General features: G+C 48.7%; 20 protein-coding genes. 9 read left to right on the top strand and 11 right to left on the bottom strand.

What is annotated here, in order from left to right:
• Window positions 1-10 precede the first annotated feature (10 nt).
• From IE181_RS08220 to IE181_RS08200, 5 genes are all read left to right on the top strand, one after another.
• Window positions 11-388, top strand: coding sequence for an antibiotic biosynthesis monooxygenase family protein (locus tag IE181_RS08220; RefSeq protein ID WP_191251850.1), 378 nt, complete (start codon window positions 11-13; stop codon window positions 386-388).
• Window positions 389-397: 9 nt separating this feature from the next.
• On the top strand, window positions 398-1,264 hold the full coding sequence (locus IE181_RS08215) for a TonB family protein (RefSeq protein WP_191251848.1): 867 nt from the start codon (window positions 398-400) through the stop codon (window positions 1,262-1,264).
• Window positions 1,265-1,369: 105 nt separating this feature from the next.
• Complete coding sequence (locus IE181_RS08210) at window positions 1,370-2,731, top strand: cytochrome P450 (RefSeq protein ID WP_191251846.1); 1,362 nt, start codon at window positions 1,370-1,372, stop codon at window positions 2,729-2,731.
• A 3-nt stretch (window positions 2,732-2,734) separates the two neighbouring features.
• A complete protein-coding gene (locus IE181_RS08205) occupies window positions 2,735-4,342 on the top strand; it encodes a GMC family oxidoreductase (RefSeq protein WP_191251844.1) in 1,608 nt (535 codons plus the stop codon).
• 246 nt (window positions 4,343-4,588) lie between these two features.
• Window positions 4,589-5,026: a universal stress protein gene (locus IE181_RS08200; RefSeq protein WP_191251842.1), complete on the top strand. Its 438-nt coding sequence runs from the start codon at window positions 4,589-4,591 to the stop codon at window positions 5,024-5,026.
• A 145-nt stretch (window positions 5,027-5,171) separates the two neighbouring features.
• On the opposite strand, the gene ggt is transcribed toward IE181_RS08200, so the two are convergent.
• Complete coding sequence (ggt, locus tag IE181_RS08195) at window positions 5,172-6,899, bottom strand: gamma-glutamyltransferase (protein WP_191254128.1); 1,728 nt, start codon at window positions 6,897-6,899, stop codon at window positions 5,172-5,174.
• 166 nt (window positions 6,900-7,065) lie between these two features.
• Here ggt and IE181_RS08190 point away from each other — a divergent pair, with 166 nt between their 5' ends.
• Complete coding sequence (locus tag IE181_RS08190; protein ID WP_191251840.1) at window positions 7,066-7,464, top strand: DUF423 domain-containing protein; 399 nt, start codon at window positions 7,066-7,068, stop codon at window positions 7,462-7,464.
• A 50-nt stretch (window positions 7,465-7,514) separates the two neighbouring features.
• Here IE181_RS08190 and IE181_RS08185 read toward each other — a convergent pair whose 3' ends face one another.
• The 3 genes from IE181_RS08185 to IE181_RS08175 form a co-directional block, all read right to left on the bottom strand.
• Window positions 7,515-8,894: a sensor histidine kinase gene (locus IE181_RS08185; RefSeq protein WP_191251838.1), complete on the bottom strand. Its 1,380-nt coding sequence runs from the start codon at window positions 8,892-8,894 to the stop codon at window positions 7,515-7,517.
• Window positions 8,891-9,562, bottom strand: coding sequence for a response regulator transcription factor (locus tag IE181_RS08180; RefSeq protein WP_191251837.1), 672 nt, complete (start codon window positions 9,560-9,562; stop codon window positions 8,891-8,893). Before IE181_RS08180 ends, IE181_RS08185 begins: the two co-directional genes overlap by 4 nt.
• A 68-nt stretch (window positions 9,563-9,630) precedes the next feature.
• Entirely contained in the window at window positions 9,631-9,951 is a 321-nt protein-coding gene (locus tag IE181_RS08175; RefSeq protein WP_191251834.1) for a PepSY domain-containing protein, read from the bottom strand.
• A 120-nt stretch (window positions 9,952-10,071) separates the two neighbouring features.
• On the opposite strand from IE181_RS08175, the gene IE181_RS08170 reads away from it, so the two are divergent.
• Window positions 10,072-10,932, top strand: a complete 861-nt coding sequence (locus IE181_RS08170) for a universal stress protein (protein WP_191251832.1) — start codon at window positions 10,072-10,074, stop codon at window positions 10,930-10,932.
• Window position 10,933: 1 nt separating this feature from the next.
• Here IE181_RS08170 and IE181_RS08165 read toward each other — a convergent pair whose 3' ends face one another.
• The 5 genes from IE181_RS08165 to IE181_RS08145 all read right to left on the bottom strand — a co-directional run bounded on the left by IE181_RS08165 (window position 10,934) and on the right by IE181_RS08145 (window position 15,343).
• Window positions 10,934-11,992, bottom strand: coding sequence for an aminoglycoside phosphotransferase family protein (locus tag IE181_RS08165; protein ID WP_191251830.1), 1,059 nt, complete (start codon window positions 11,990-11,992; stop codon window positions 10,934-10,936).
• Window positions 11,993-12,013: 21 nt separating this feature from the next.
• A complete protein-coding gene (locus tag IE181_RS08160) occupies window positions 12,014-12,418 on the bottom strand; it encodes a DUF6010 family protein (protein ID WP_191251828.1) in 405 nt (134 codons plus the stop codon).
• Window positions 12,418-13,182, bottom strand: coding sequence for an enoyl-CoA hydratase (locus IE181_RS08155; RefSeq protein WP_191251826.1), 765 nt, complete (start codon window positions 13,180-13,182; stop codon window positions 12,418-12,420). The genes IE181_RS08160 and IE181_RS08155 overlap by 1 nt, the downstream gene beginning before the upstream one ends.
• A gap of 160 nt (window positions 13,183-13,342) precedes the next feature.
• Window positions 13,343-13,651, bottom strand: a complete 309-nt coding sequence (locus tag IE181_RS08150; RefSeq protein ID WP_191251824.1) for a hypothetical protein — start codon at window positions 13,649-13,651, stop codon at window positions 13,343-13,345.
• Window positions 13,652-13,912: 261 nt separating this feature from the next.
• Window positions 13,913-15,343, bottom strand: a complete 1,431-nt coding sequence (locus IE181_RS08145; protein WP_191251821.1) for an NAD-dependent succinate-semialdehyde dehydrogenase — start codon at window positions 15,341-15,343, stop codon at window positions 13,913-13,915.
• A gap of 179 nt (window positions 15,344-15,522) precedes the next feature.
• On the opposite strand from IE181_RS08145, the gene IE181_RS08140 reads away from it, so the two are divergent.
• The gene (locus tag IE181_RS08140) at window positions 15,523-15,984 is read left to right on the top strand and encodes a hypothetical protein (protein WP_191251819.1); all 462 of its coding nucleotides are present in this window, start codon (window positions 15,523-15,525) and stop codon (window positions 15,982-15,984) included.
• Between the two features lie 11 nt (window positions 15,985-15,995).
• The gene (locus tag IE181_RS08135; RefSeq protein ID WP_191251817.1) at window positions 15,996-17,816 is read left to right on the top strand and encodes a tetratricopeptide repeat protein; all 1,821 of its coding nucleotides are present in this window, start codon (window positions 15,996-15,998) and stop codon (window positions 17,814-17,816) included.
• Between the two features lie 146 nt (window positions 17,817-17,962).
• Here IE181_RS08135 and IE181_RS08130 read toward each other — a convergent pair whose 3' ends face one another.
• Window positions 17,963-20,854, bottom strand: a complete 2,892-nt coding sequence (locus IE181_RS08130) for a TonB-dependent receptor domain-containing protein (RefSeq protein ID WP_191251815.1) — start codon at window positions 20,852-20,854, stop codon at window positions 17,963-17,965.
• A 560-nt stretch (window positions 20,855-21,414) separates the two neighbouring features.
• Entirely contained in the window at window positions 21,415-22,623 is a 1,209-nt protein-coding gene (locus IE181_RS08125; protein ID WP_191251813.1) for a M24 family metallopeptidase, read from the bottom strand.
• Window positions 22,624-22,704 lie beyond the last annotated feature (81 nt).

The following is a 22,704-nucleotide window of genomic DNA, read 5'->3' as shown; positions in this document are numbered from 1 at the left end:
CTCCAGCTTCATGACTGTATTTACCAAAACGCCAGATCAGACTTTCTTCGACAAGCACCCTTATGCCCAGACGCCCGAGCCACCCTATTATGCCGTGATATTTTCCAATCAAAATTCCGGCCTAGACCCAGATGATTACGGCGTAACCGCAACCGCGATGGAAGAACTGGCCGCTACGCAGGATGGCTACCTTGGAATTGAAAGCACGCGCAATAGTGAAGGATATGCAATTACTGTCAGTTATTGGCGTGACCTTGACGCCATTAAAAACTGGAAGCAGAATGTCGACCATACAGTTGCACGCAACAAAGGACGCGACACATGGTATCAAAGCTATTATCTGCGCGTAGCAAAAGTAGAAAAAGCCTACTGTTTTGAACAAGACTGAAGGATATGGATGCGACCCACAAGGCATAATGGAAAGACGCTAGCACGTATATTACGTGCTACACTTGCAACCGTAATCGCAATGCTGCCCACGACTGGCACATGGGCACAGGAAGGCGATCCGCATGATGCCCTGTATCAGGTTGAAATATGCCGAAACCCCTCCATGCCCTATTCTGCAAAACGTAAAATGATTGGCGGAACCGCTGTCATTTCCTTTGATATTGATGCGTCGGGCCGCACGGAAAACATCCAAGTTCTGGAAACGTCTACTGACAGCACAGAAGAAATGCCCTATCTGGCAGAAGCTTTTGGGCTTGCAGGCGTTCGCGCTATCAGGCACTGGCAGTATTTTGCCTATTTCGAGGATGGTGTCGAAGCACCGCGTAAAGACGTCAAAGCAACCTTTCTTTTTCAGAACCCTGCAGATACCCTATCTATGTCAAACGACAGAATGCATGAATGTTTACTATCTTTCCTGCCTGAACCACCGTCCACCGCAGGTGATCCGATGGACCCTTTCAATTCGCTGAAAGTGTGCACGATCCCGAACCTTTCCACGGAACAGGATACGCCTGATCTCAGAGAAATTGTAGAGCTTCAATATTCTATCACCGCTGACGGTGATACGGTTAATGTAACGTCGCTATCGGGCCCGGAACAGCTACAGCAAAAAGCCGTGAAATACCTGCAGCAGTGGAAATATAATGCATTCATCAAGGCTGGCACCCCTGCAGCGAGAAACGATCTGAAAGTGCAGTTTTATTTTGGCCAGCCACCCGAAGGTATTTCGCCCCACAACTGTGCATTTGCCGCAGAAGGGTCCAGCTCAAAATTATTTGATCTAAAATGGCGGCGCTCGGTTCTGAATGACTAATGAGACGAGCACGTGTCGACCTTTCCCTTTAAGCGCGAAACATATTTACTGGACTGACCAGTTCCGATATATTAATCTTCCTGTCTCAAGTGGAGGGGAGACCATATGAGCGATCATGCTGAACAGAACAATCACAATGGACCAGCGCGCCTGAAAGACATTCCGGGTACGTCTGGCTGGCCTATTCTCGGAAATACCTTACAGGTTCTGAACAATCCGGAAAAATTCAACAAGGAAATGGTAGCAACGTACGGCCAGATATTCCGGTCAAACAGCTTTTTCCAAAACAGTGTTAACCTGCAAGGCCCGGACGCAAATGAATTCGTCCTGATGGATAAAGGTAAAAACTTTTCCAGCGAAAAGGGATGGGGCCCATGGCTGGAAAAACTGTTTCCGCGCGGATTAATGCTGATGGATTTTGATCATCATAAAGCCCACCGACACATTATGGCCGCAGCGTTCAAAACAGGCCCGATGAAAGGGTACATGGAACGCCTGAACGACGAAATTCCCTTGCGGATACAGGCATGGGGCGAAAAGAAAAACTTCGAATTTTATCCAGCCATCAAACAGCTTTCCCTTGAACTGGCTACCAGCGTATTTCTTGGCCTTGAAAATGGACCAGAAACAAACAAAGTCAACACTGCCCTGACCGACATGGTACAGGCTGCCATCGGCATTGTGCGCGTCCCTATTCCCGGATCGATGATGTATAAGGGCGTAAAAGGCCGGCAATTTATGGTCGATTTCCTCGCACGCCTGATACCAGAACGCCGAAACAAACCGGGTGATGATATTTTCACACAGCTTTGTCAGGCGCAGGATGAAGAAGGCAACTGCTTCACCGATCAGGAAATCATTGATCATATGATTTTTCTATGGATGGCGGCGCATGACACGATCACCAGTTCCGTTACGACAATGGTCTATGAACTGGGACGGCACACGGATTGGCAGGACAAGCTGGTTGCGGAGATTGCGTCCCTTAGCCTGAATGATGACCGTCTGCCGTACGAAAAAATGAACGATCTGGTTCTGACCGAATATTGCTTTAAGGAAGCCCTGCGGATGAATCCGCCCGTGCCCGGCATGCCGCGAAGAACTGTGCGCGAGGTAGAGTTTGGTGGCTACCGTATACCGGCAAACACCATCGTCAGCATCAACCCGGTTGCAACACACCGCGACCCTTCTATCTGGGACAGCCCGGAAAAGTTTGATCCGATGCGCTTCTCCCCAGAAGGCGGGGTCAAACAGCGTCACCGCTATGCCTGGATACCATTTGGTGGCGGTGCACATATGTGCCTTGGCCTTCATTTTGCCTATATGCAGGCAAAAGTCATCATGGCACACCTCCTGCCACATTACCGGATTGAGTTGCCCGAAGGCTATTCAACAAAATTCCAGATAATGCCGCTGATCAAACCGTTGGACGGCCTTCCTGTAACTCTTACCTCACGAAACGGATAAACGGTGCAAAATACATTTGATTATATTGTAGTGGGCGCAGGCTCTGCAGGCTGTGTGGTTGCAAGCCGCCTAAGTGAAAACCCGTCAACATCCGTGCTTCTGATTGAGGCAGGCAAAAAAGATACAAACCCTGCCATATCCATACCTGGCGGCGTTGGTAGCCTCGTTAAGCCGGGGCCATTGAACTGGAACTATTATACCGAACCCCAAGCCGCGCTGAACGGGCGGTCGTTATTGTGGCCCCGCGGCAAGGTGCTTGGTGGCTCATCAGCAATCAACGCCATGGTCTATATTCGCGGGAACGCGCGCGACTATGACGAATGGGCGCAACTGGGCTGTAAAGGCTGGTCTTACGATGATGTATTACCCTTCTTTAAAAAGTCTGAACACAGTGAACGTGGCAATACCGACTATCACGGCGGGGACGGCTTCCTGGGCACGACCAAAGGCACCTCCAAAAACCCTATTAATGACGCATTTCTGAAGGCTGGCACTGAAATGGGGCTACCCTTCACTGAGGACTTTAATGGGGCGCAACAGGAAGGCTTGGGGAAATACGACCAAACGGTATGGAGCGGTCGCAGGCAGTCAACGGCAAAGACTTTTTTGAAAGCTACGAAAAACCGTCCCAATATAACAGTTCTTACCGAAGCACAGGCACGCCGGGTACTTCTTGACGGAAAGCGCGCAACGGGCGTGGAAGTAAGCCGCGGGGAAACCATTCAAACATATACAGCGACACGGGAAATCATTCTTAGCGGTGGTGCGATTAACAGCCCGCAGCTGCTGCAGTTATCCGGCATTGGTGACCCTGCCGATTTGCAGGCTGTGGGCATAGACGTGCAACACGCGCTCATGGGGGTTGGTAAAAATCTGCAGGATCATCTGGATATAAATATCTATGCCCACCTGAAAGATCCTATATCTCTGCTGCGTTATAAAGCACCGCACAGAGCCATCGCAGAAATGCTTAAATGGGCTTTCAAAAAACCGGGCGTTTTGTCCGATATCATTACGCCTGTTGGAGGCTTTCTGAAAACAGACCCAGCCCTTGAACGCCCTGACCTCCAACTGCATACAATTCTCGGCATGTCAAACCTGCCACACGGGCTGGAAGACCCGGTTGAACACGGCTTTGGCATTCATGTTTGCCAGCTGCGCCCTCATAGCCGCGGGACAATCTCGCTACACAGCAATGACCCGCTGGCACCGGCAAAAATTGACCCCAATTATCTTAGCGCACAGGAAGACCTGCAGGTCATGATCCGCGGTGTTAAGATCACGCGGGAAATCCTGCGCCAACCTTCTATCAAAGCCATTATAACAGACGAAAAATCGCCATGGCCTACCGTTGGGATGGATGATGACACTGCAATAGAAGCAACAATTCGTCAGGAAGCGGAGACAATCTATCATCCGGTTGGCACATGTGCGATGGGCCCAGAGGACCAGCAGACATCGGTTGTTAATCCCCGACTAAAAGTCATTGGCATTGATGGGCTTAGGGTCGCAGATGCATCGATTATGCCGCGTCTTGTTGGGGGCAACACCAATGCCCCGTCCATCATGATTGGCGAAAAATGTGCCGCGATGATCGCCGCTGACAGCTAAATATGTCTCTAGCGGTCTTGAACTCTCCTGATAGAAAGCGGCTTCACCGCCAACTTCTATCAGGCAGCAACGCCATATCATGACAAGGCGTTGTAAACATTCCTATTCTTAATGACTTTCCAGCCGGTGCCTGTATACTTCGAATGTGACAAACTGTCCCATTGAAAGTTTCCGGGACAAACACAATATCTGACGCAGCGTATGGAACGCTGTATCGCATAAACCATTTTTTAGGGGAGCATCTAAATGTCTAAGTATCGGTATGTTGTTGCAGTTGATGGGAGTGAGTGGGGTGAACGCGCAACACAACAAGCCGTTAATCTGGCCAAAAAGTCTGGCGCAACTGTTAAGCTAATCACTGTTATTCCGTGGTCTGGGTATGCACCTCTGACTCAACAGGAAATTGCTATGCGCCCCCTGGAAAAGCATGAGGAAGAGCGTGTTGCACGCGAAGAAATTCTTGGTCAGTTGGTTGAAAAACACAAAGACAGCGGCGTAGAATTTGAAACTGCATTCTACTGGGGTCAGCCAGTGGAAGTGATCCGCGATGTTGTAAAAAGAGACCGTGCACATATGATCTTTGTGGGTCGTCGTGGTCGTTCACGGGTTGCTGACCTGCTGATGGGTAGTGTTGCGAACTCACTTGCACACTGCGTTGGTATTCCGATTGTTCTGGTTCCTTAACCAAGACAATCATTGCATTCAGTACCAGAGTAAAAAGGCGACCTGAACGCCTGGTTCAGAATCGCCTTTCCAAATACCTGCGGAGGAAAACCTCTGTTTTGGCCCTTATCCCCAAAACAGACTGTGTTTTCCTCCCTTTTCTTTTTTAGTAGCCAATTGCCGCGCCGTCTTTACGCATCTCAGTCGCTCCAGACAATACGCCGGACACCGGATTACGCCATATCGCCTGATAGCCACCAAACGGCCCTGTGGTAATTTTCACCGTATGACCACGACGACGCAGTTCTTCGACCACCTCGGCTCTGACACCAGACTCCAGTTCCAGACGACCACCATCCTGCATGCGGCCACGCCATGTTGGCTCGGTTGATCCGATATGGTGGAAACGTGCAGCGTCCCCTGCTTCCTGCAGATTCATGCCAAAATCAACTATATTCACCACCATCTGAACATGGCCTTGTGGCTGCATGGCGCCGCCCATCAGGCCAAAGCTCATCAATGGCACATCATCCTTGGTCATAAAGGCCGGAATAATCGTGTGGAACGGACGTTTGCCCGGCGCATATACATTGGGATGCCCTTCCGTCAGCGAGAATTGTGCACCACGATCCTGGAAGATAAAGCCAAGACCATCAGCAACAAGGCCGGAGCCCATACCCCGGTAATTAGACTGAATAAGCGAAACCATCATACCGTCCTTATCCGCGACGGTCATATAAATGGTATCCCCCTGCAACAGTTTCGGGTCACCGTGATCCACTTCAAGCGCCGCTTTTTGCATATCAATCAGCTTTCTGCGCTCTGCTGCATAGTCTTTGGACAAAAGACCGTCCACCGGGATATCAACGAAATCAGGGTCCGCATAGAACCGTGCACGGTCCTCAAAGGCCAATTTCTTGGCTTCGGTCATAACATGCAAATAATCCGCACTATTGTGCCCCATGGATTTCAGGTCATAGGCTTCCAGAATATTCAGCATCTGGAGTGCTGCGATACCCTGTCCGTTCGGCGGTAGTTCCCAAACATCGTACCCACGATAGTTAACCGACACTGGCTCTACCCATGTGCTTGTATGTTCAGCGAAATCACGTTTGCGAAGGGGGCCACCAATACGCTTGAAATAGGCATCAATCGTATCCGCGATCTCTCCTTTATAAAAGGCATCACGCCCACCCTTGGCAATTTTCTCCAAAGTATTCGCCAGATCAGGGTTTTTAAAGACCTGTCCTTCAACAGGGGCTTTACCGTCAATCAGGTACGTAGCGCGGTAGTTATCAATTTCTTCAATCACCCCCGCAGCATGCTGCTTTTCATACCGAGCACGGTATATTTCCATATATTCCGCAATAACCTGCGTGACCGGAAAACCTTCCCGCGCATACTTGATTGCAGGTGCAAGGTTATCAGCCATCGACTGACGGCCAAATTTATCATGCATCTCAAACCAGCCATCAACCGTGCCAGGCACTGTGATGGGCAGGCTACCCCATGACGGGATACCGTCTGCACCGTCCAGACGCGCTTTCAAGTCTGCCAGGGTTTGACCCTTAGCTGACCTGCCAGAACCGTTCAACCCATATAATTTCTGTGTTTTCGGGTCCCAGATAATAACAAACAGATCACCGCCGATACCGTTTCCTGTTGGTTCCATCAGTCCAATCGCCGCATTGGCTGCAATCGCGGCATCAACCGCGTTACCGCCGGCCTTCAGGACATCAATGGCAACCATGCTTGATAGCGGATGTGACGTAGCAGCCATACCATTGACAGCATGAACTACACTACGCCCTGCCCAGTCTGCGCCAAATATTCTTGTGCCGCGGTTATCCCCGCGAAGGTTTTCCTCGTCTGCCACAGATACGCCTCCGGTCATTCCTGCAAACATTGAAAGCGCCAGCAGGGCAATCCCTGTCCGCGCTGATTTCATAAATTTAGCTTTCATCCCATGTCCCTATAGTCATCTATACTTTTACTTTGACGCACACTAAGCTACTGTCCCCGCCAGAACAAATATATTTTATATCAAAAAGGTATAGTCTATGCGGTCTTCATACTGGGTTATAGTGTCCGGCCTGAATGGTTTTATTGCAACCTTGCTTGCGGCCCTTGGCTCCCATGGGTTGAAATCACGTCTGGGCGCTGATGGTCTGGAGATATATAGCCTTGGCACCCAGTTCCATTTGCTGCATGCGGTTATGATTTTGGGAGCTGCGCTGCTTGTACGCCACGGTGCACGCGCTGGCGGCTGGGCGGCCGTCTTCTTCCTGCTTGGCATCCTGGGATTCAGCGTCAGCCTGTATTATCGAGCACTGATGGGAGCCGGTAGTCTTGGCATATTCCACTGGATCACGCCCCTTGGCGGCATTTGCCTGATGATAGGCTGGGCCTTCATCGCCTATGCTGGCCTACAAATTAAAACGCCGGCCAAAGCTCCTTAAACTCATATCCAGTTATTAGAGCACCAAGCCTTTAATCAGATAATCTGATTTTATCGTTTTTCAGGTAAAATCAGAACAACGGACAACCCGCCAAGCGGCGAATGTTCCAGACGGGACTGGCCCCCATACATATCTACGATGTCGCGCACGATCGCTAAGCCAAGCCCAGTCCCAGGCACATGTTCGTCCAGACGTTTTCCGCGCTCGAACAGGGTCTCAAGCGCATCGTCTGGTACCCCTTTACCGTCATCATCAACCCGTAATTCGAAAAACGCCCGATTTCTTTTTTCCGGCAAGGGTGTTACCCGAACCTCAATCCGCGACACAGCGAACTTACCGGCATTTTCCATAATGTTACCGACTATTTCGTCAAAATCTTCTTTCTCGCCATCAAACTTCAGTGGTGACGGGCATGTCATATCTATTATCAGGTTTTTATCTTTATACATGATCGCGATAGCGCGTTCTAGTTTCTGTAGTCGGTCATAAACAGCCAGCCCTTTTCCTGAACCGCCACCCGCAATCCGCGCCCGTTTCAGATGGTGATTGATATGGTCTTCCATGGCACGAAGCTGTTTCTCATAGAGCCGCTGATCCCCGGTGGGGTTTTGAATTTCATTACGTAAAACACTCAGCGGTGTTTTCAGCGCGTGTGCCAAATTACCAACATGGGTGCGGGCACGGTCGACTAGCTTCTCATTCTGCTCCAAAAGTCCGTCAATTTCCTCTGCAAGGGGTTTCAGGTCTTCTGGCCAGTCCTCTCCCAAACGAGCCTCCTTGCCAGACCGAATAGCAGATAATTTTCGCCCAATACTCCGCAGAGGACGCAATCCGTACCGAACCTGAGTAATCAACGCCAAAGAAAACATGACAAAAATTGTTGTCAGCGCGACGAGGAGTAAACCATCAAACCGTTTGATGGCGTCTGTAATCTCTGCAGTATCCTCCGCGACCATATAGCGGAATATTCTATCCGCTTCGGGCAGGATCACATCCTGTTCCAGCACCCGGAGCACCTGCCCTTCCGGTCCTTCTTTTTCAGTAAATGTCAGGGCGAAACGGCGCGATGACAAATCCGCTTCCAGTTCATGATCCCAAAGTGACCTGGACCGAAAAGCTGGCTGGCCTTCTTCTGATACCTGCCAATACATACCGGAATACGGGGTAACAAAACGCTGATCAAATAGCGGACGGGAGAAACGTAAAACTCCGTCGGTTGAAATCTCGCTGGCACCAACCATGGTATCCATCAAAACGCCCATGCGCTCGTCCATATCCATCTGGATATAGGACCGAAATGCAAAAGAAAGAACATATCCGCCAATCAACAGCGATGCCGAAGACCAAATAGCCGCAGCCAACAGCAAACGACCTGTCAGGCTTTTAAAAAAGCGCCTGCCTGTTTCCGGAGCTGTGGCGGTTTCTGTCACGCGTTCTCCTCTACCCATTCAAGACGGTACCCAAGGCCGCGCACCGTAGCGATCAGTGGTACCCCAAGCTTCTTTCGGATTCGATTGACAAACACTTCAATCGTATTTGAATCCCGATCAAAATCCTGATCGTAAATATGCTCTGTCAGCTCGGTTCTCGACACTACTTTACCTTCATGATGCATCATGTAGGACAAAAGCTTGAATTCCTGCGCCGTTAATTTGATCGCCGTACCATTCACGCTGACTTTCCCGTTCCGTGTATCCAGAAGAACAGGACCACAGGTCAGCGTAGAACTTGTTTGCCCAGCCGAACGACGGATCAAGGCACGCAAGCGCGCCAGCAATTCCTCCATGATGAAGGGCTTGGTCAAATAATCGTCGGCGCCAGCATCCAGTCCTTCTACCTTATCAGTCCAGCTATCCCGTGCTGTCAGGATTAGGACAGGCATGGATTTTCCTGCTGCCCGCCATTTCTTGAGCACACTTGCGCCGTCCATCACGGGAAGCCCCAGATCAAGGATAACAGCATCGTAAGGCTCCGTATCACCAAGAAAGTGACCATCTTCACCATCTTCTGATACATCTACAGCATATCCTGCATCGGTCAGACCGCCTGCCATCTGCTGCGCCAGATCCTGATCATCTTCTACAATCAATATTCTCATATCCTGCCTCGTTACTTCCTTGCCCCCCATGGGCATGCTACTGGCCAAATTGATTGGCGCATCACGCTTTACCGATTTAGAATTTTACCCGTTCTCGCATCAACGATGGCAAACAGGATCTTCCCCTTGTCGCCGCGAATGCGCAGTTCGTAAACCCAGCCACGGTTCGTACGCCGCAGCCGTTCACCAATAATCTTGCCGCCCATTTTCTTTTGAACAATACGGCGAATTTTAGAATAGGGAAGAATTTCACCACGTTTGATCGCAGCCAGCGCATCATTATGGTCATCTGATGCCTGCACAGCAGTAAACACGCCTCCCCGCAAAACATCGGGTTGCGCTACAACAGCAATCAAAACCAGGCCAAATATGGACAAAACTTTCAACATACCTGTTCTTTTATCCGTTTTCTTCTGAACGACTGATGAATGAAATTGATCCCAATCAATGTTTGAAGCATGCTAGTCTATACACTTATTCATAGCAATTAGTCACACAAGGGGTTCAACATGTTAAAGTCAATTCTTCTACCATTAAGTGCCATGGTGTCGTCTCCGGGCCTTGTCAAAGCGGGTGTTGAGATTGCCCGCCGGTCAAATGGAACCCTGAATGCACTGTTCTTTCGTGCTGACCCTCGTACCAGCATTCCGTATCTTGGGGAAGGCCTGACCGCTGATATGATCCAGCAAATTTGCGATTCAGCAGAGGTTGAAAGCAAAACCGCCGCAGAAAAAGCAAAAGCACAGTTCCTGCAATTGCTTGATGCGTCCGCTGTGCCGTATCTGGACGGTTATTCCCACGATAAAGCAACCGCGCAGTGGACCGAACAGGTTGGAACCCTGACAGGCAATGTTGGGCGTCAGGCACGCACTGCTGATTTATCATTATGTCTGCAACCAGACCCCGACAACCCTGACCGGGAAGATATATTTTCCGAGCTGTTATTCCGCTCAGGCAGGCCCGTATTAATGATGCCTGACGACTGGGAGGCAACCACACTCGGTAAACATGCGCTGATCTGCTGGAATGGTCGGGTAGAAGGGGCGCGTGCTGTTGCCGCTGCCCTGCCAATTCTAAAGGATGCCGAAAAAGTTACCCTGCTGCAAATTGGTGATGTGGAGCCGGACAGACCCGGTCTTGACCAGCTAGAAGACTATTTGGCACAGCACGGTATCAATGTTCAGAAACGCTCTGACGACCAAACAAAGGCAAGTGTGGCCGAACAAATTCACGCAACAGCTGAAAGCGTTGGGGCAGACATGCTGGTCATTGGCGCTTACAGTCATGCACGCTGGCGTGAACTGATATTGGGCGGCGTTACCAATTGGCTGTCAACGGAAAGTAAAATTCCGGTATTTATGAGCCACTAGATCACCCTTCGTAAGAAGTAAATGTAGCAGTGCGCCAGTCTGGCACTATGTCGTCAGTAGCTTTGCGCACTTTCTTAAGTGATGGGTGCTCCAGTGCAGCCGATAATTGCTGTTGCACCCGCGGAATATAGGGAAGATATCCATGCTTCCCTTTCTCCACACTCATGCGCACAAAAATACCAAGAATTTTTGTATGCCGCTGCGCCCCCAAAATAGCCATATCACGCTTCAGTGCCGCTGAATTCTGCACCCTAACCCTGTCCAGATAACGCTGGATGACATTAGTTTTTATGGTAGGTGAAACATCCCTGCGGGCATCCTCAAGCAAGGAAACAAGGTCATAGACGGGGCTTCCTAACACGGCATCCTGAAAATCCAGAAGACCGCAGCGCTTAACCCCTGCCTCTCCGTCGATCAGCATTAAATTATCCACATGAAAATCCCGGTGCACCAAAACTGTTGTTTCATCATCAAGTACATCAAGGGTTTCTGACCATGCATCCAGGAAGATCTTGGTCTCATCCTCGGAGACCTCTGCCCCCCTGACAGCAGGCACAAACCACTTTAGAAAACGGCTTACTTCTTCGAGGAGCTTATCAAGACTATAATCAGGCACCTGAAGCGTAGCTGGGACCGGTGTCTCACGAAGCTTCAGTAGCACGTCAAGTGCCAGGTCATAAAGAGTTGCCTCATCATCACCAGCCGCGCTGCCAAGTTCATTGGAGAAAGTTTTGTCGCCAAAATCCTCGATCAGCGCCAATCCGTTAGATAAATCCTGTGCATAAATTGCCGGTACACGAAACCCCATGCCCGACAACCCTTCTGCAACAGAGACATAAGCACCCAGGTTTTGCCCTGGCGTTGATGCGTCCATCAGCAACGCCGTTGCATCAGATTTTATCAACCGCGTGTATGTTCTTCCGGATGCATCAGCCTGCAGGGGGAAAAGATCAGCCTCTGACCAGCCACAGTCTGCAATAAACTGATACTGGGCTTCCATACGGTCCTGATGCCCCATACTGTCAATGTGACGATGGTCGGGAAGAAATGAAAACTGCACTCATACTCTCCTGCAGCGGGGTCATGCACGTCTTGTGGACAAACGGTGATAATGCCATAGCATCCCGGCAACATATAAATCAAACCCAAGGCACAGATACCCGTACCAAAGGGGCGCGATATCAATGGTACCAGTATCAATAAAGATATCCCACATGCCGTGACCAAACCAGCCAAGCGCCAGCAACAGCACATGCTGCTTGATCCCTGCATAGGCCAAAAGCGTAAAAACAACCACTCCAATGGCTTCCCGTCGCAGGGCGTCAATATCCCCCGACAATATAGCAAGGGCACCATATACAAGTGCTGCGATAATCAGAATGATAGCCCATACCTCAACCAAGCGCTGCGGCATGGTCCGCAGAATAATCATCTGCAATATTTTTGCCCCGCTAAGCCCTATGGCAATGAAAAGAAGGCTAGCCATCAATCAAAAACCGGTGCGCGCTTTTCCATGAACGCCATCGCCGCTTCCATAAACTCAGGGGAACGTAACCGCTTACCAAACAGTATATTTTCCTCATTAATTCGGGTTTCCAGTTCTTCTGTGTAACTTTTGCGCACAAGCTCCCGCGTCAACCGAACCGATTCAGGTGCTTTCGCGGCGATGATTTGCGCCACTTTCATTGCTTCATCAAAAATCGAATTGTCATCACATACGCGCGATACAAGGCCGCACTCACATGCCTCGCTTGCTGTCAGGCGCCGTCCTGTCAGGAAAATATCAGATGTCATGGCGTGCCCAATCTGACGCGGCAACAAAATACTGGAACCAAATTCAGGGACAAGAGCAAGATCCACAAAAGGTGCTGACAAAAAGGCAGACCGGGCCATTAACACAACATCCGCATGGGGCAACATTGTCAGGCCAATACCAACTCCCATACCGTTCACTGCGACGATCAGGGGTTTTGTCAGATTCAGAATAGCCTGCATAAACTGGAAAACGGGCGCATCTGGCCCCGCAGGAGGATTTTGCTGGAAATCAATTAGATCATTACCTGCGGTGAAGGCCCCGTCCGCGCCAGTTAACAACACCGCCCGTACCTGCGCATTCTCCGACGCTGACCGCAATGCCTCAGCCATCGCAGCATACATGGCAACGGTCAGGGCGTTTTTCTTATCAGGACGGTTGATAGTGATAATAAGAATACGGCCTTCTATCTCGGCCTTGATCAATTGCTCAGACATAATACACCCACTTCTTTTAGATTTGATACACCACCATACAGCGACTATGTTTGAAAACCATATAGAATTTTACATAACCAAGCTGGGCTATCACCGCCGCAACAAACAAAAATGCCGCCAACTGATGTGACGGCACTCCTGCATAGAATATCAGCAGATATTAAGTCTCAGACTCTTCCTCTGTCTTCTTCTTCATTTTTTCAGCTTTTTTCTTCGCCATTTTTTCTTTTTTGTAAGCGGCTTTTTCTTCAGCAGACATTTTAGCCCACTTTTCTTTCTTCGCTTTCATTTTAGCTTTGTATGCAGCTTTTTCTTCGTCGGACATCTTGGCCCATTTTGCCTTCATCTCCTCGGACATTTCTTTCTTGTCTTTGTCCTTACCGTGGTGATCAAAGGCGGATACGGACGCACTTCCAACAAAGGCAAGTGCCGCAACAGCTGTAACAACGGATCTAACTGAGTTTCTCATTTTTTCCTCCAATTGGCCTCTGTTTCAGAGAACCCCCTCTGACACCCGTATACCATAGAGGGATGCAGAAATCACAACAAACTTTAGATTATGATAATGACAACAACTACGGATAACACAGTATACACGTATGAATTTAGGCCATCTGACACTGCACGTAATACGCCGCGCCTATACAGCAAGTCTCACACTGTCCCGGTTATGAAAAAGGAAGTAGTGACCTACTCCCTTGTCTGTTAGCAAAAAGTTTTTACTTGGCAGTTACTTACCAATACCGCCCATCAAGCAATATTTAATTTCAACATAGTCATCAATGCCGTAGCGGGACCCTTCACGCCCGAGACCAGATTCTTTGACACCACCGAACGGTGCAAGTTCGGTAGAGATGATACCCTCATTGATGCCAACCATGCCGTATTCCAGCCCTTCTGCAACACGCCACACGCGCCCAAGGTTGTGCGAGTAAAAATACGCACATAGCCCATAAGGCGTATCATTAGCCTGCCGGACAACATCATCTTCGTCCTTAAATTTGAAGATAGGTGCAATCGGACCAAAAATCTCTGATGACGCAATTTCCATGTCTGAGGTAACGCCCGTCAGTACCGTTGGCTCAAAGAAGTTAGGCCCCGCATCGTGGCGATTACCGCCAAGTGTAACAGTTGCACCCTCTTTTTTTGCACTGTCTACAAGGCCAGCCACTTTATCCACCGCTGCTTCGTTAATCAGTGGGCCAACTGTTGTGCCGTCAACCGCACCGTCGCCGACTTTCAGCCCTTTAATCGCCGCGGTGAATTTTTCAACAAACTCGTCATAGACGCCTTCCTGTACGAAGAAGCGGTTCGCACACACGCACGTCTGGCCAGCATTCCGGTATTTGGAAACCATGGCGCCTGCTACAGCCGCATCAATGTCAGCGTCATCAAACACGATGAACGGTGCGTTACCACCAAGCTCCATGCTGGCTTTTTTCACTGTGCCTGCACCCTGCGCCAAAAGAAGCTTTCCAACTGCAGTTGAACCTGTGAAAGAAATTTTGCGAATAGTCGGATGCGTTGTCAGAATTTTACCAATGCCCGCCGGGTCTGTGGTCGAGACAACAGTGAATACACCCTTTGGCATTCCCGCTTCGATCGCCAGCTTCTCTAGCGCATAAGCAGATAAAGGAGTCGCCTCAGCTGGCTTAATCAACGCTGTACAGCCAGCCGCAATCGCGGGAGCAACCTTACGGGTAATCATCGCAACCGGGAAATTCCACGGTGTGATAGCAGATACAACACCAATGGCCTGCTTCATGACAATAATACGCTTGTCTGTTGCATGGGTTGGAACAATATCACCGTAAATGCGCTTGCCTTCTTCGGCAAACCATTCGACGAAGGAAGCACCATACGCCACCTCGCCCCGTGCTTCTGCAAGAGGTTTACCACATTCCGCTGTGATGATATGCGCCAGCGCCTCTGCATTCTCATTGATCAAATTGAACCAGCGGCGAAGAACAGCAGCACGGTCTTTTGCCGTACGCTGTGACCATTCTTTGAAGGTTTCAGCGGCATCCGCAATCGCCGAAGTCACTTCTTCTTCCGACCAATCCTTAACCGTCCCCAGAGAAGCGCCAGTCGCAGGATTTGAAACGTCTAGCCCTTTTTCAAATCCTGTATATCCCGCCAACAATGCACTATAATCAGTCATGTAAAATCCTAATATCTAAATAAAATGTGTGGTGCCCATACGGTAACTTTGCATACTCTATAATACTGTGTAAATCCATTATTTTAGAGCCGACTATAATTATATATTATTTGATGACTTGAAGTTTCCAAATGTTCCATGCTCTATATACATTTAGTTTAATAATGAGATATTTTTTAATGCTGTCACTGAATAAAATCTTGATGCTTTCATTGTCCCTAACCGCTGGTATTTCAGGACTTAGTGCCGATGATCAAGACGACTATAAGACTTTTAAAGACTGTCTGCGCATTGATGATTCTGCCCTGCGGGTAGTCTGCTATGATGCTTTCGCTCGCGGTACGGTTTTCAGCGAAAAAAAAGTTGAAGAAGAACAATTCAAGGCATTTGGCGAGGTTAGCCGCCCAACCCTGGACACCAAAGAAACTATTCTGGTTACGATTGTAGAAGTCCGTACCAATGCGGAAGGGATGAAACGCTTCTGGACAGAGTCCGGGCAAGTCTGGACACAAAAGGGCAGAGGTCGCCTCAGACACGGGAAAACACCCTTTGAAGCCACCATCAAAAAGGGTGAGATGAAAAGCTTCAAATTATCCCCAACAGATAATAAATCTTCTGTTGGCGTTAGCCGCGTTAGGTAACACCGGACATCATGACCGGGACTTCAGTACAGCACTATCTCCAGCAAGCATATGCCCTACTATCGCAGGGTCAGGCGCCCAAGGCTCTTGAAGTCCTTAGTCAGACCCTGCAAGCTTACCCAAGGAACGCCGATGCATTTCATCTGGCAGCATTGTGTTACAAGTCATTGGGCAACAATGATCAAACAGAGAAAAGCTTCAAAACAGCCCTCGCCTATTCCCCAAATAACGTGCAGATACACTGCAATTATGCAAATTATCTATCGACGATGGGTAGTCTCGACGGGGCCATCCAAAAATATCAGTATGCCTTGCGTCTTGATAATAAGTTTACACCTTGCTGGTCTGGTCTTGGCAGCACTGCCTTAAATGCTGGCTTGTTTTCCGTTGCAGAAGATGCATACCTTAACATCACCAAACTGCAACCAAACAATTCACTTGGCTGGCACGGTTTAGGGTCCAGTTTGCGAGCTCAGGACAAATTATTCGATGCAGAAAAAGCCTTTAAACAGGCAGTCTCCTGCGATCCTAACAATGCCGCTGCATGGATAAACCTGGCAGTCGTCCAGCGCTTTCTTGGCAATCTGGCAGGCGCTACATCATGCTTAAACCACGCCAAACAAGCAGGCTTTAACGGGCCAGAGTTACTGGATGCACAGGCGTCCGTCGCCCTTGACGCTGGCGATACAGAAGAATGTCTGGAACTTTATAAAACCATCATACGCAACACACCACAATATTTACCGGCCTATGATGCGCTTGCCCGCATTACTTATGAGCACCAGCCAGAGGAAGATGCCGCAGAAATCCTGCAGCAGGCCTTAATAAAGAATCCTAATAACACCAAGCTGACATATGACCTTATCCGCCTGTTATTTGAAATGAACAGGCATGATGAAGCACTTGCACTACTCGACAAAGAAATGCACAAATCGCCCAGCCCATCGCTTCAAGCGGCCAAAGCATCTGCCCTTGAAAAAATGGGTAATCTGGAGGAGGCGATTACACTTTTTGAAGCAGCTATATCTCAGCTGCCGGAAAACGGAAAAGTCAGACTGGATTTTGTCAGAACTCTAATTAGGGCCGGGCATCTCGACCACGCGGATCAGCACGTCAAGAAAGCCATCGATCTTGACCCTAATCACCAATTAGCATGGGCATACCAAGGTGATGTCTGGCGCCTAATGGGCAATTCAGAACGCGAAGAATGGCTGCACGGATATGACGGGGTATTGGTTAAACAACTGGAGATACACCCGCCCAGCGGATATGCATCTATTTCTGACTTCCTGAAAGCCCTCAAGGAGGCTTTACTACCCCTACACAAAGCGGACAAAGAACCCGTTAATCAATCCCTACAAAAAGGCAGCCAGACCAGTGGTAATCTATTTGGTTTTGACAACAGGATTATCCAAGACCTGAAGTCCTCTATTCAACATGCAACACTCAAATATATTGAAGACCTACCAGAAGATCCGTCACATCCCCTTCTGAGCAGAAAGTCAGACATGATCCGGTTTGCAGGTGCGTGGTCAGTAAAACTGGGCTCACAAGGACATCACATTAATCACGTACACTCAAGAGGCTGGCTAAGCTCGGCTTTTTATGTAGACCTTCCCCCCATCGTCAACGAAGACCACCATGGACATCAAGGCTGGATACAGTTCGGGCAACCACCAAGCGAGATAGAACTGCCACTTTCTCCCAGAAAACTAATCATGCCCAAAGAAGGAACGTTTGCCCTTTTCCCTTCTTATACCTGGCACGGAACCATCCCGTTTAACAGCACCGATGACCGATTGACTGTCGCGTACGATATCGTACCAGGCTAATTTCCCCCTATCCCACAAAAAAAGCAGCCTGGAGAGGCTGCCAAAGTAAAAATTTCATATGCTTCGAGTGCTTAGAAGATATGAAGAGGAAACTGGAATAGCCCCACAGGGCTATTCCAATGTTTGTTGAATTCTAAACCAGCGGCTTAGAAGTCAACGGATGCTCCGATAAACAGACGGCGACCACGGGTATCATATGTGTTCGCGTACCCTGTAGAAGACAGGGATGGGAAGATCGGAGGTTCTTTATCAAACAGGTTGGAAATACCACCTGTGATATCGATGTTCTCAGTCAGGTTATGATTGAATGAGAAGTCGAAGTAGCTCTGTGCGCTGATGCGATCAACACCATTTGGAGCCCAACGATTTTCAACTGCTGTTGGTGAGCCAAGATCTTCGTCCGGGCTAGCATCATCAATCTTAACCGCACCCATGTAACGCCATGAAACAGAGAAAGACGTGTCAAACGTTGTGTCCCAAGTGACACGCAGCTTGTGAGTCCACTCAGCGTTTGGTGTACCACACTGTGGTCCAAAGTAGCCAACGCAGTCATAGTCAGTCAGAGGGTTAGAGAAGTAGTTCTTAAGGGTATAAGAACCAACCAGGCTTGCGCGCAGTGTACCCATGTCACCAATGTCAGTGCTATACTGAGCAGTAACGTCGATACCTTCTGCTTTCAGTGTACCAATGTTGTTTTGGAATGTCTCTGTGTAACCTTCATCAGTCAACCAAAGAGTACCAAATGCATCACGGTGAATCATAGAACAAAGACCGGCATCACCAGTGTTCGCACATGTCTGGATTACATCATCCGCAGCAAGTGCGTCGATAACTTTGTCGATCTTAATCTTGTACCAGTCAACAGTCGCTGTGAATCCAGGCAGGAAGTCAGGTGTTACAACAGCACCGATAGTGAATGTATCCGCAATCTCAGGAGAGAGGTCAGGGTTACCACCACCAAATGTGTTGTACTGCTCTGCTGGGTTCAACAGGATATTACCATACTGTGCTTCGGTAACACCAGTACGCTTACACTGTTCGAGTGTTGCACTTGGAGTTTCGCCACCACAGATATCGTCATCGCCGCCCAGGCCATAACCCTGTGGATCAAACAGCTCAACAACGTTTGGCGCACGAACGGCACGGTTATAACCCGCACGAACTTTTACGTCAGCAGTTGGTTGCCAAGTCAGACCTACTTTGTAAGTGCTTTCACCGCCTGAAAGGTTGTACTCAGAATAGCGGTAAGCAAGCTCCGCAGAAAGATCTTCTGCAAACTCAGCGCCTTGAACGATTGGAATCAGTGCCTCTGCAAAGATTTCTGTTACGTTAAAGCCACCTGCAATTGGAGGAGACGCACCACCAGAACCTGCACGCAGACCATTTGCATATACTTCGTCTGGCTCATACTTCAGAGCCTCTTCACGGTATTCAACACCAAGTGCCAGACCAATACCGTCCTCAGCACCAGGTAGTGTCAAACCATAGCTTCCCAAGTCACCAGATACAGAACCAGAAAGAACTTGTGATTTAGTCTGACCTTTTGCAACCGCTACAGTAGAGATGTAATCAACAGCCGCCTGTGTAACACCGTCTTTCTGGAAGATATTCCAAGGCACACAACCTTCGTTACCAGAACGACATACCATATTGCCTTCATCATCCAGAACTACGTCCAGTGCATCTTTAATACGATTAGTGTTCAGGTCATTGATGTACTGCTCACTAAATGTATTTTCAGCGTACAGACCGTATACGTCGTATGACCAAACATCATCCAACTGACCACGCAGACCAGCTACCATCCGGTAGTTAGTGTGACGCAGGCTGTTGGTACGTGGGCCACCCTCTACGTTACGACGACCGATCAATAGTGTCGCGCGCTCATCATCAGCATAACCAGCACAGATGATTGCTTTCTGCTCTGCAGACATCATAGGGTTATCACAGTTGATAGAATCTGTACGGTAGAAGTTACCAGACGGCGCAATTTGTGCGTCTGTTTTGTCATCCATGAACATGAATTCCATGTATGCTTCTACAGAATCAGACAATTCATAATTGATGAAACCACCAGCAGTCCATGTAGTGTTTGGCCGCTGAATGTGGTTGAACGGACCATAGTTAAACACTTCACCGTTACGAGGACGGAATGCACCAGTTTCTGGATCTACAAGGTAAGTGCCATTTTCAGTGATGAATGTACCCCAAGGCGTTGTAGATGACCCACCGCAACGTGGTCCGTCTGAACCAGTATTCACTGTACAGTTCGTGAAATCATACTCTGCTTTAGTCAGAGAAGAAATATCACGGTATGTCATGTACATAGACGCATGACCTTTACCATCAGCGAATTCGCCGCCTAGACCAAGGTTGTATGTCCAGGTACCACCGCCCCACATGTTACCTTTAGGAACGTCAAAACCAACCGCTTCGTTGATTTCCTGCATATATTTGTTGTCGTTATTGTGCTGGTAAGTGCTGTACTGTGCACTAGCGCGGATACCTTCGAAATCTTTATCAAGAACGAAGTTTACCACACCCGCAACCGCATCGGCACCATATACAGATGATGCACCACCCGTCAGAACGTCAACGCGCTTGATCAGGAATGATGGGATAAAGTTCAAGTCAGCAGCTGGCTCCTGAGGGTCACCTGGCATCAGGCGACGACCATCGATCAGAACAAGTGTACGCTCTGAGCCTAGGTTACGCAGGTCAACAGTCGCTGTACCAGAAGAACCATTTGCAACGGTAGAGTTCTGAGCAGCAAATGCCTGTGGCAAGCTTTGAACCAAATCTTCAATACGCGTATCACCCGACAGAGAAATTTCTTCTGAGCCAATAACTGTAACCGGGCTAGCCGAATCAAGGTCCTTACGGATGATGCGGGAACCAGTTACAACAACTTCTTCAAACTCTGCGTCGCTATCAGCGTCCTGAGCAGATGCGTTAGCACCTAGAACAAGGCTTGCTGCAATAGCAGCCGTACTACCAAGAAGAGCAGCACGGTAAGAACGTGACTTAGTAAAAGACATCGTCTTCCTTCCTATTTCTGTTTTTATAGTTGGGAGGCACCCCGGATAAAACACACCCGAAGAGCAAAACGGCAGATTAGGTAATCGACCCCGCTTACCCCCATCGCATTAAGTACAAGCAAGCTGCCTTCACTCAATGCCGGGGCATTAATTCATGAAACGTCTAAACTTATAAGCCCTAGAAGTATGCTGTTAGTTTATATCTGGTAAGTTTTTCGAGAAATGTTGCTATTGTGCAACAATAATATTCTAACTTATTAATTTTTATAATGAAGATTTTCCATTTAGGAATATTTCAAAATCCAAACATCAATAAAAATGATTATTCAACACACTTTTATTTTTATTCAGATGAAAGTAGTTAGAATTAATAAATATCTATATTAATTATTACTTTGACGAATTAGGATTTATTATTGAAAAATGTGAGGAAACATTGATTTTCGGAGAGTGATGTGTCGCAAGCTAGCCGAATTTTCTCAAGAAAAAAGGCAGCCAGGCTGGCTGCCTTTATGGGCATATAACTTTTGATTATAATCAGACCGATAGTTTACCGGCACTCAACCGAAAGGATTATCAATAGAATGGGACGGCTGCGTGAACCACTTGGGACCCTGCTCTGTTAAATAGAAATGATCCTCAAGGCGAATACCAAACTCGCCCGGAATACAGAGCATAGGCTCGTTGGAGAAACACATGCCTGCATCAAGAATTTCATCCTCACCGGAGTTCAGGTAAGGCCCTTCATGAATATCCATACCGATACCGTGCCCGGTTCTGTGCGGCACGCCTGGCAGCGCATAATCAGGCCCGAAACCGAGCTCCTTCAACCGTGCACGGACCGCAAGGTCAACATTGCCTGCACGAATACCAACTTTTGCGGCCTCAAATGCGGTAGCCTGCAGATCTTTTTCTGCATTCCACACTTCACGCTGCTTGTCAGTCGGCTCCCCATACACATAGGTACGGGTGATATCAGAAATATAGTTATGCAGCATGCAGCCCGTATCGATCAGCACCATGTCACCCTCTTTCAAAGTTTGAGGGTCTTTAACACCGTGCGGGTACTGGGTTGCTTCACCAAACAATACAATCACAAAATAATTACCCGCAGGCGCACCAACGCGCTTGTGCGCTGTATGGATAAACTCTTCGACCTCTGTTGTCGTAATGCCTGGCTTAAGAATACGTGCTGCCGCCTTATGAACTTCCAGTGTCATTTCCATCACACGAGTCATAATAGCAATTTCTGCATCTGACTTTTTAGCACGGCATGTCTGTGTCAGAAACTGACCGTTTACAAATTCAAACGCTGACTTCTGCTCCACAAGGCCGGACGTCAAAAACATCGGGCAAGACGGATCCAGGGCAACCCGACCGTCAGAAATTCCCATTTCTGAAAGTGTTGCAACGAATAGCGCGTATGGGTCTTCATGTTCATCCCAGCTGGCAACATCCCCCTTGATGATCATATACTGCTCAAGCGTACCGATTTCAAAGTCAGGTGCGATATATTTCACATCGCCGGACGCAGGGATGATTGCACCTACCATACGTTCACTGGCGCCCCAGCGCGTACCGGTAAAATACCGCATATTGGTACCTGCGTTCACATATAGTGCAGCAACATCCTGCGCCTGCATCATCCCCTGAACCTTCTGGATACGCGCCTGATATTCATCAAGTGAAATCGGCGCAACGCCTGCTGTCATATCCTTCAGGTTTGCAAGTTCTGCTTCGATGGTAGAGCCACCAACGCCAATGGTCATGGATAGTCCCCTTATATATTATTACTAATTACACATATGTACGAACCAGCCTTATAGTATTCAGGCGCTTTCTTGTCACGT

Source organism: Kordiimonas sediminis (genome assembly GCF_014656395.1).
GTDB classification, from domain to species: Bacteria; Pseudomonadota; Alphaproteobacteria; order Sphingomonadales; family Kordiimonadaceae; genus Kordiimonas_A; species Kordiimonas_A sediminis.
The sequence above is the reverse complement of the archived record's forward strand: the minus strand, read 5'-3'. Positions and strand labels throughout refer to the sequence as shown.

What these genes read in the sequence shown, in the direction of transcription:
- IE181_RS08180 (WP_191251837.1), bottom strand. Translation starts at nt 9,562, where the DNA reads ATGAGAATATTGATTGTAGAAGATGATCAGGATCTGGCGCAGCAGATG.
- IE181_RS08200 (WP_191251842.1), top strand. Translation starts at nt 4,589, where the DNA reads ATGTCTAAGTATCGGTATGTTGTTGCAGTTGATGGGAGTGAGTGGGGT.
- IE181_RS08160 (WP_191251828.1), bottom strand. Translation starts at nt 12,418, where the DNA reads ATGGCTAGCCTTCTTTTCATTGCCATAGGGCTTAGCGGGGCAAAAATA.
- IE181_RS08210 (WP_191251846.1), top strand. Translation starts at nt 1,370, where the DNA reads ATGAGCGATCATGCTGAACAGAACAATCACAATGGACCAGCGCGCCTG.
- IE181_RS08190 (WP_191251840.1), top strand. Translation starts at nt 7,066, where the DNA reads ATGCGGTCTTCATACTGGGTTATAGTGTCCGGCCTGAATGGTTTTATT.
- IE181_RS08155 (WP_191251826.1), bottom strand. Translation starts at nt 13,182, where the DNA reads ATGTCTGAGCAATTGATCAAGGCCGAGATAGAAGGCCGTATTCTTATT.
- IE181_RS08135 (WP_191251817.1), top strand. Translation starts at nt 15,996, where the DNA reads ATGACCGGGACTTCAGTACAGCACTATCTCCAGCAAGCATATGCCCTA.
- ggt (WP_191254128.1), bottom strand. Translation starts at nt 6,899, where the DNA reads ATGACCGGAGGCGTATCTGTGGCAGACGAGGAAAACCTTCGCGGGGAT.
- IE181_RS08175 (WP_191251834.1), bottom strand. Translation starts at nt 9,951, where the DNA reads ATGTTGAAAGTTTTGTCCATATTTGGCCTGGTTTTGATTGCTGTTGTA.
- IE181_RS08170 (WP_191251832.1), top strand. Translation starts at nt 10,072, where the DNA reads ATGTTAAAGTCAATTCTTCTACCATTAAGTGCCATGGTGTCGTCTCCG.
- IE181_RS08145 (WP_191251821.1), bottom strand. Translation starts at nt 15,343, where the DNA reads ATGACTGATTATAGTGCATTGTTGGCGGGATATACAGGATTTGAAAAA.
- IE181_RS08215 (WP_191251848.1), top strand. Translation starts at nt 398, where the DNA reads ATGCGACCCACAAGGCATAATGGAAAGACGCTAGCACGTATATTACGT.
- IE181_RS08125 (WP_191251813.1), bottom strand. Translation starts at nt 22,623, where the DNA reads ATGACCATTGGCGTTGGTGGCTCTACCATCGAAGCAGAACTTGCAAAC.
- IE181_RS08220 (WP_191251850.1), top strand. Translation starts at nt 11, where the DNA reads ATGACTGTATTTACCAAAACGCCAGATCAGACTTTCTTCGACAAGCAC.
- IE181_RS08140 (WP_191251819.1), top strand. Translation starts at nt 15,523, where the DNA reads ATGCTGTCACTGAATAAAATCTTGATGCTTTCATTGTCCCTAACCGCT.
- IE181_RS08150 (WP_191251824.1), bottom strand. Translation starts at nt 13,651, where the DNA reads ATGAGAAACTCAGTTAGATCCGTTGTTACAGCTGTTGCGGCACTTGCC.
- IE181_RS08130 (WP_191251815.1), bottom strand. Translation starts at nt 20,854, where the DNA reads ATGTCTTTTACTAAGTCACGTTCTTACCGTGCTGCTCTTCTTGGTAGT.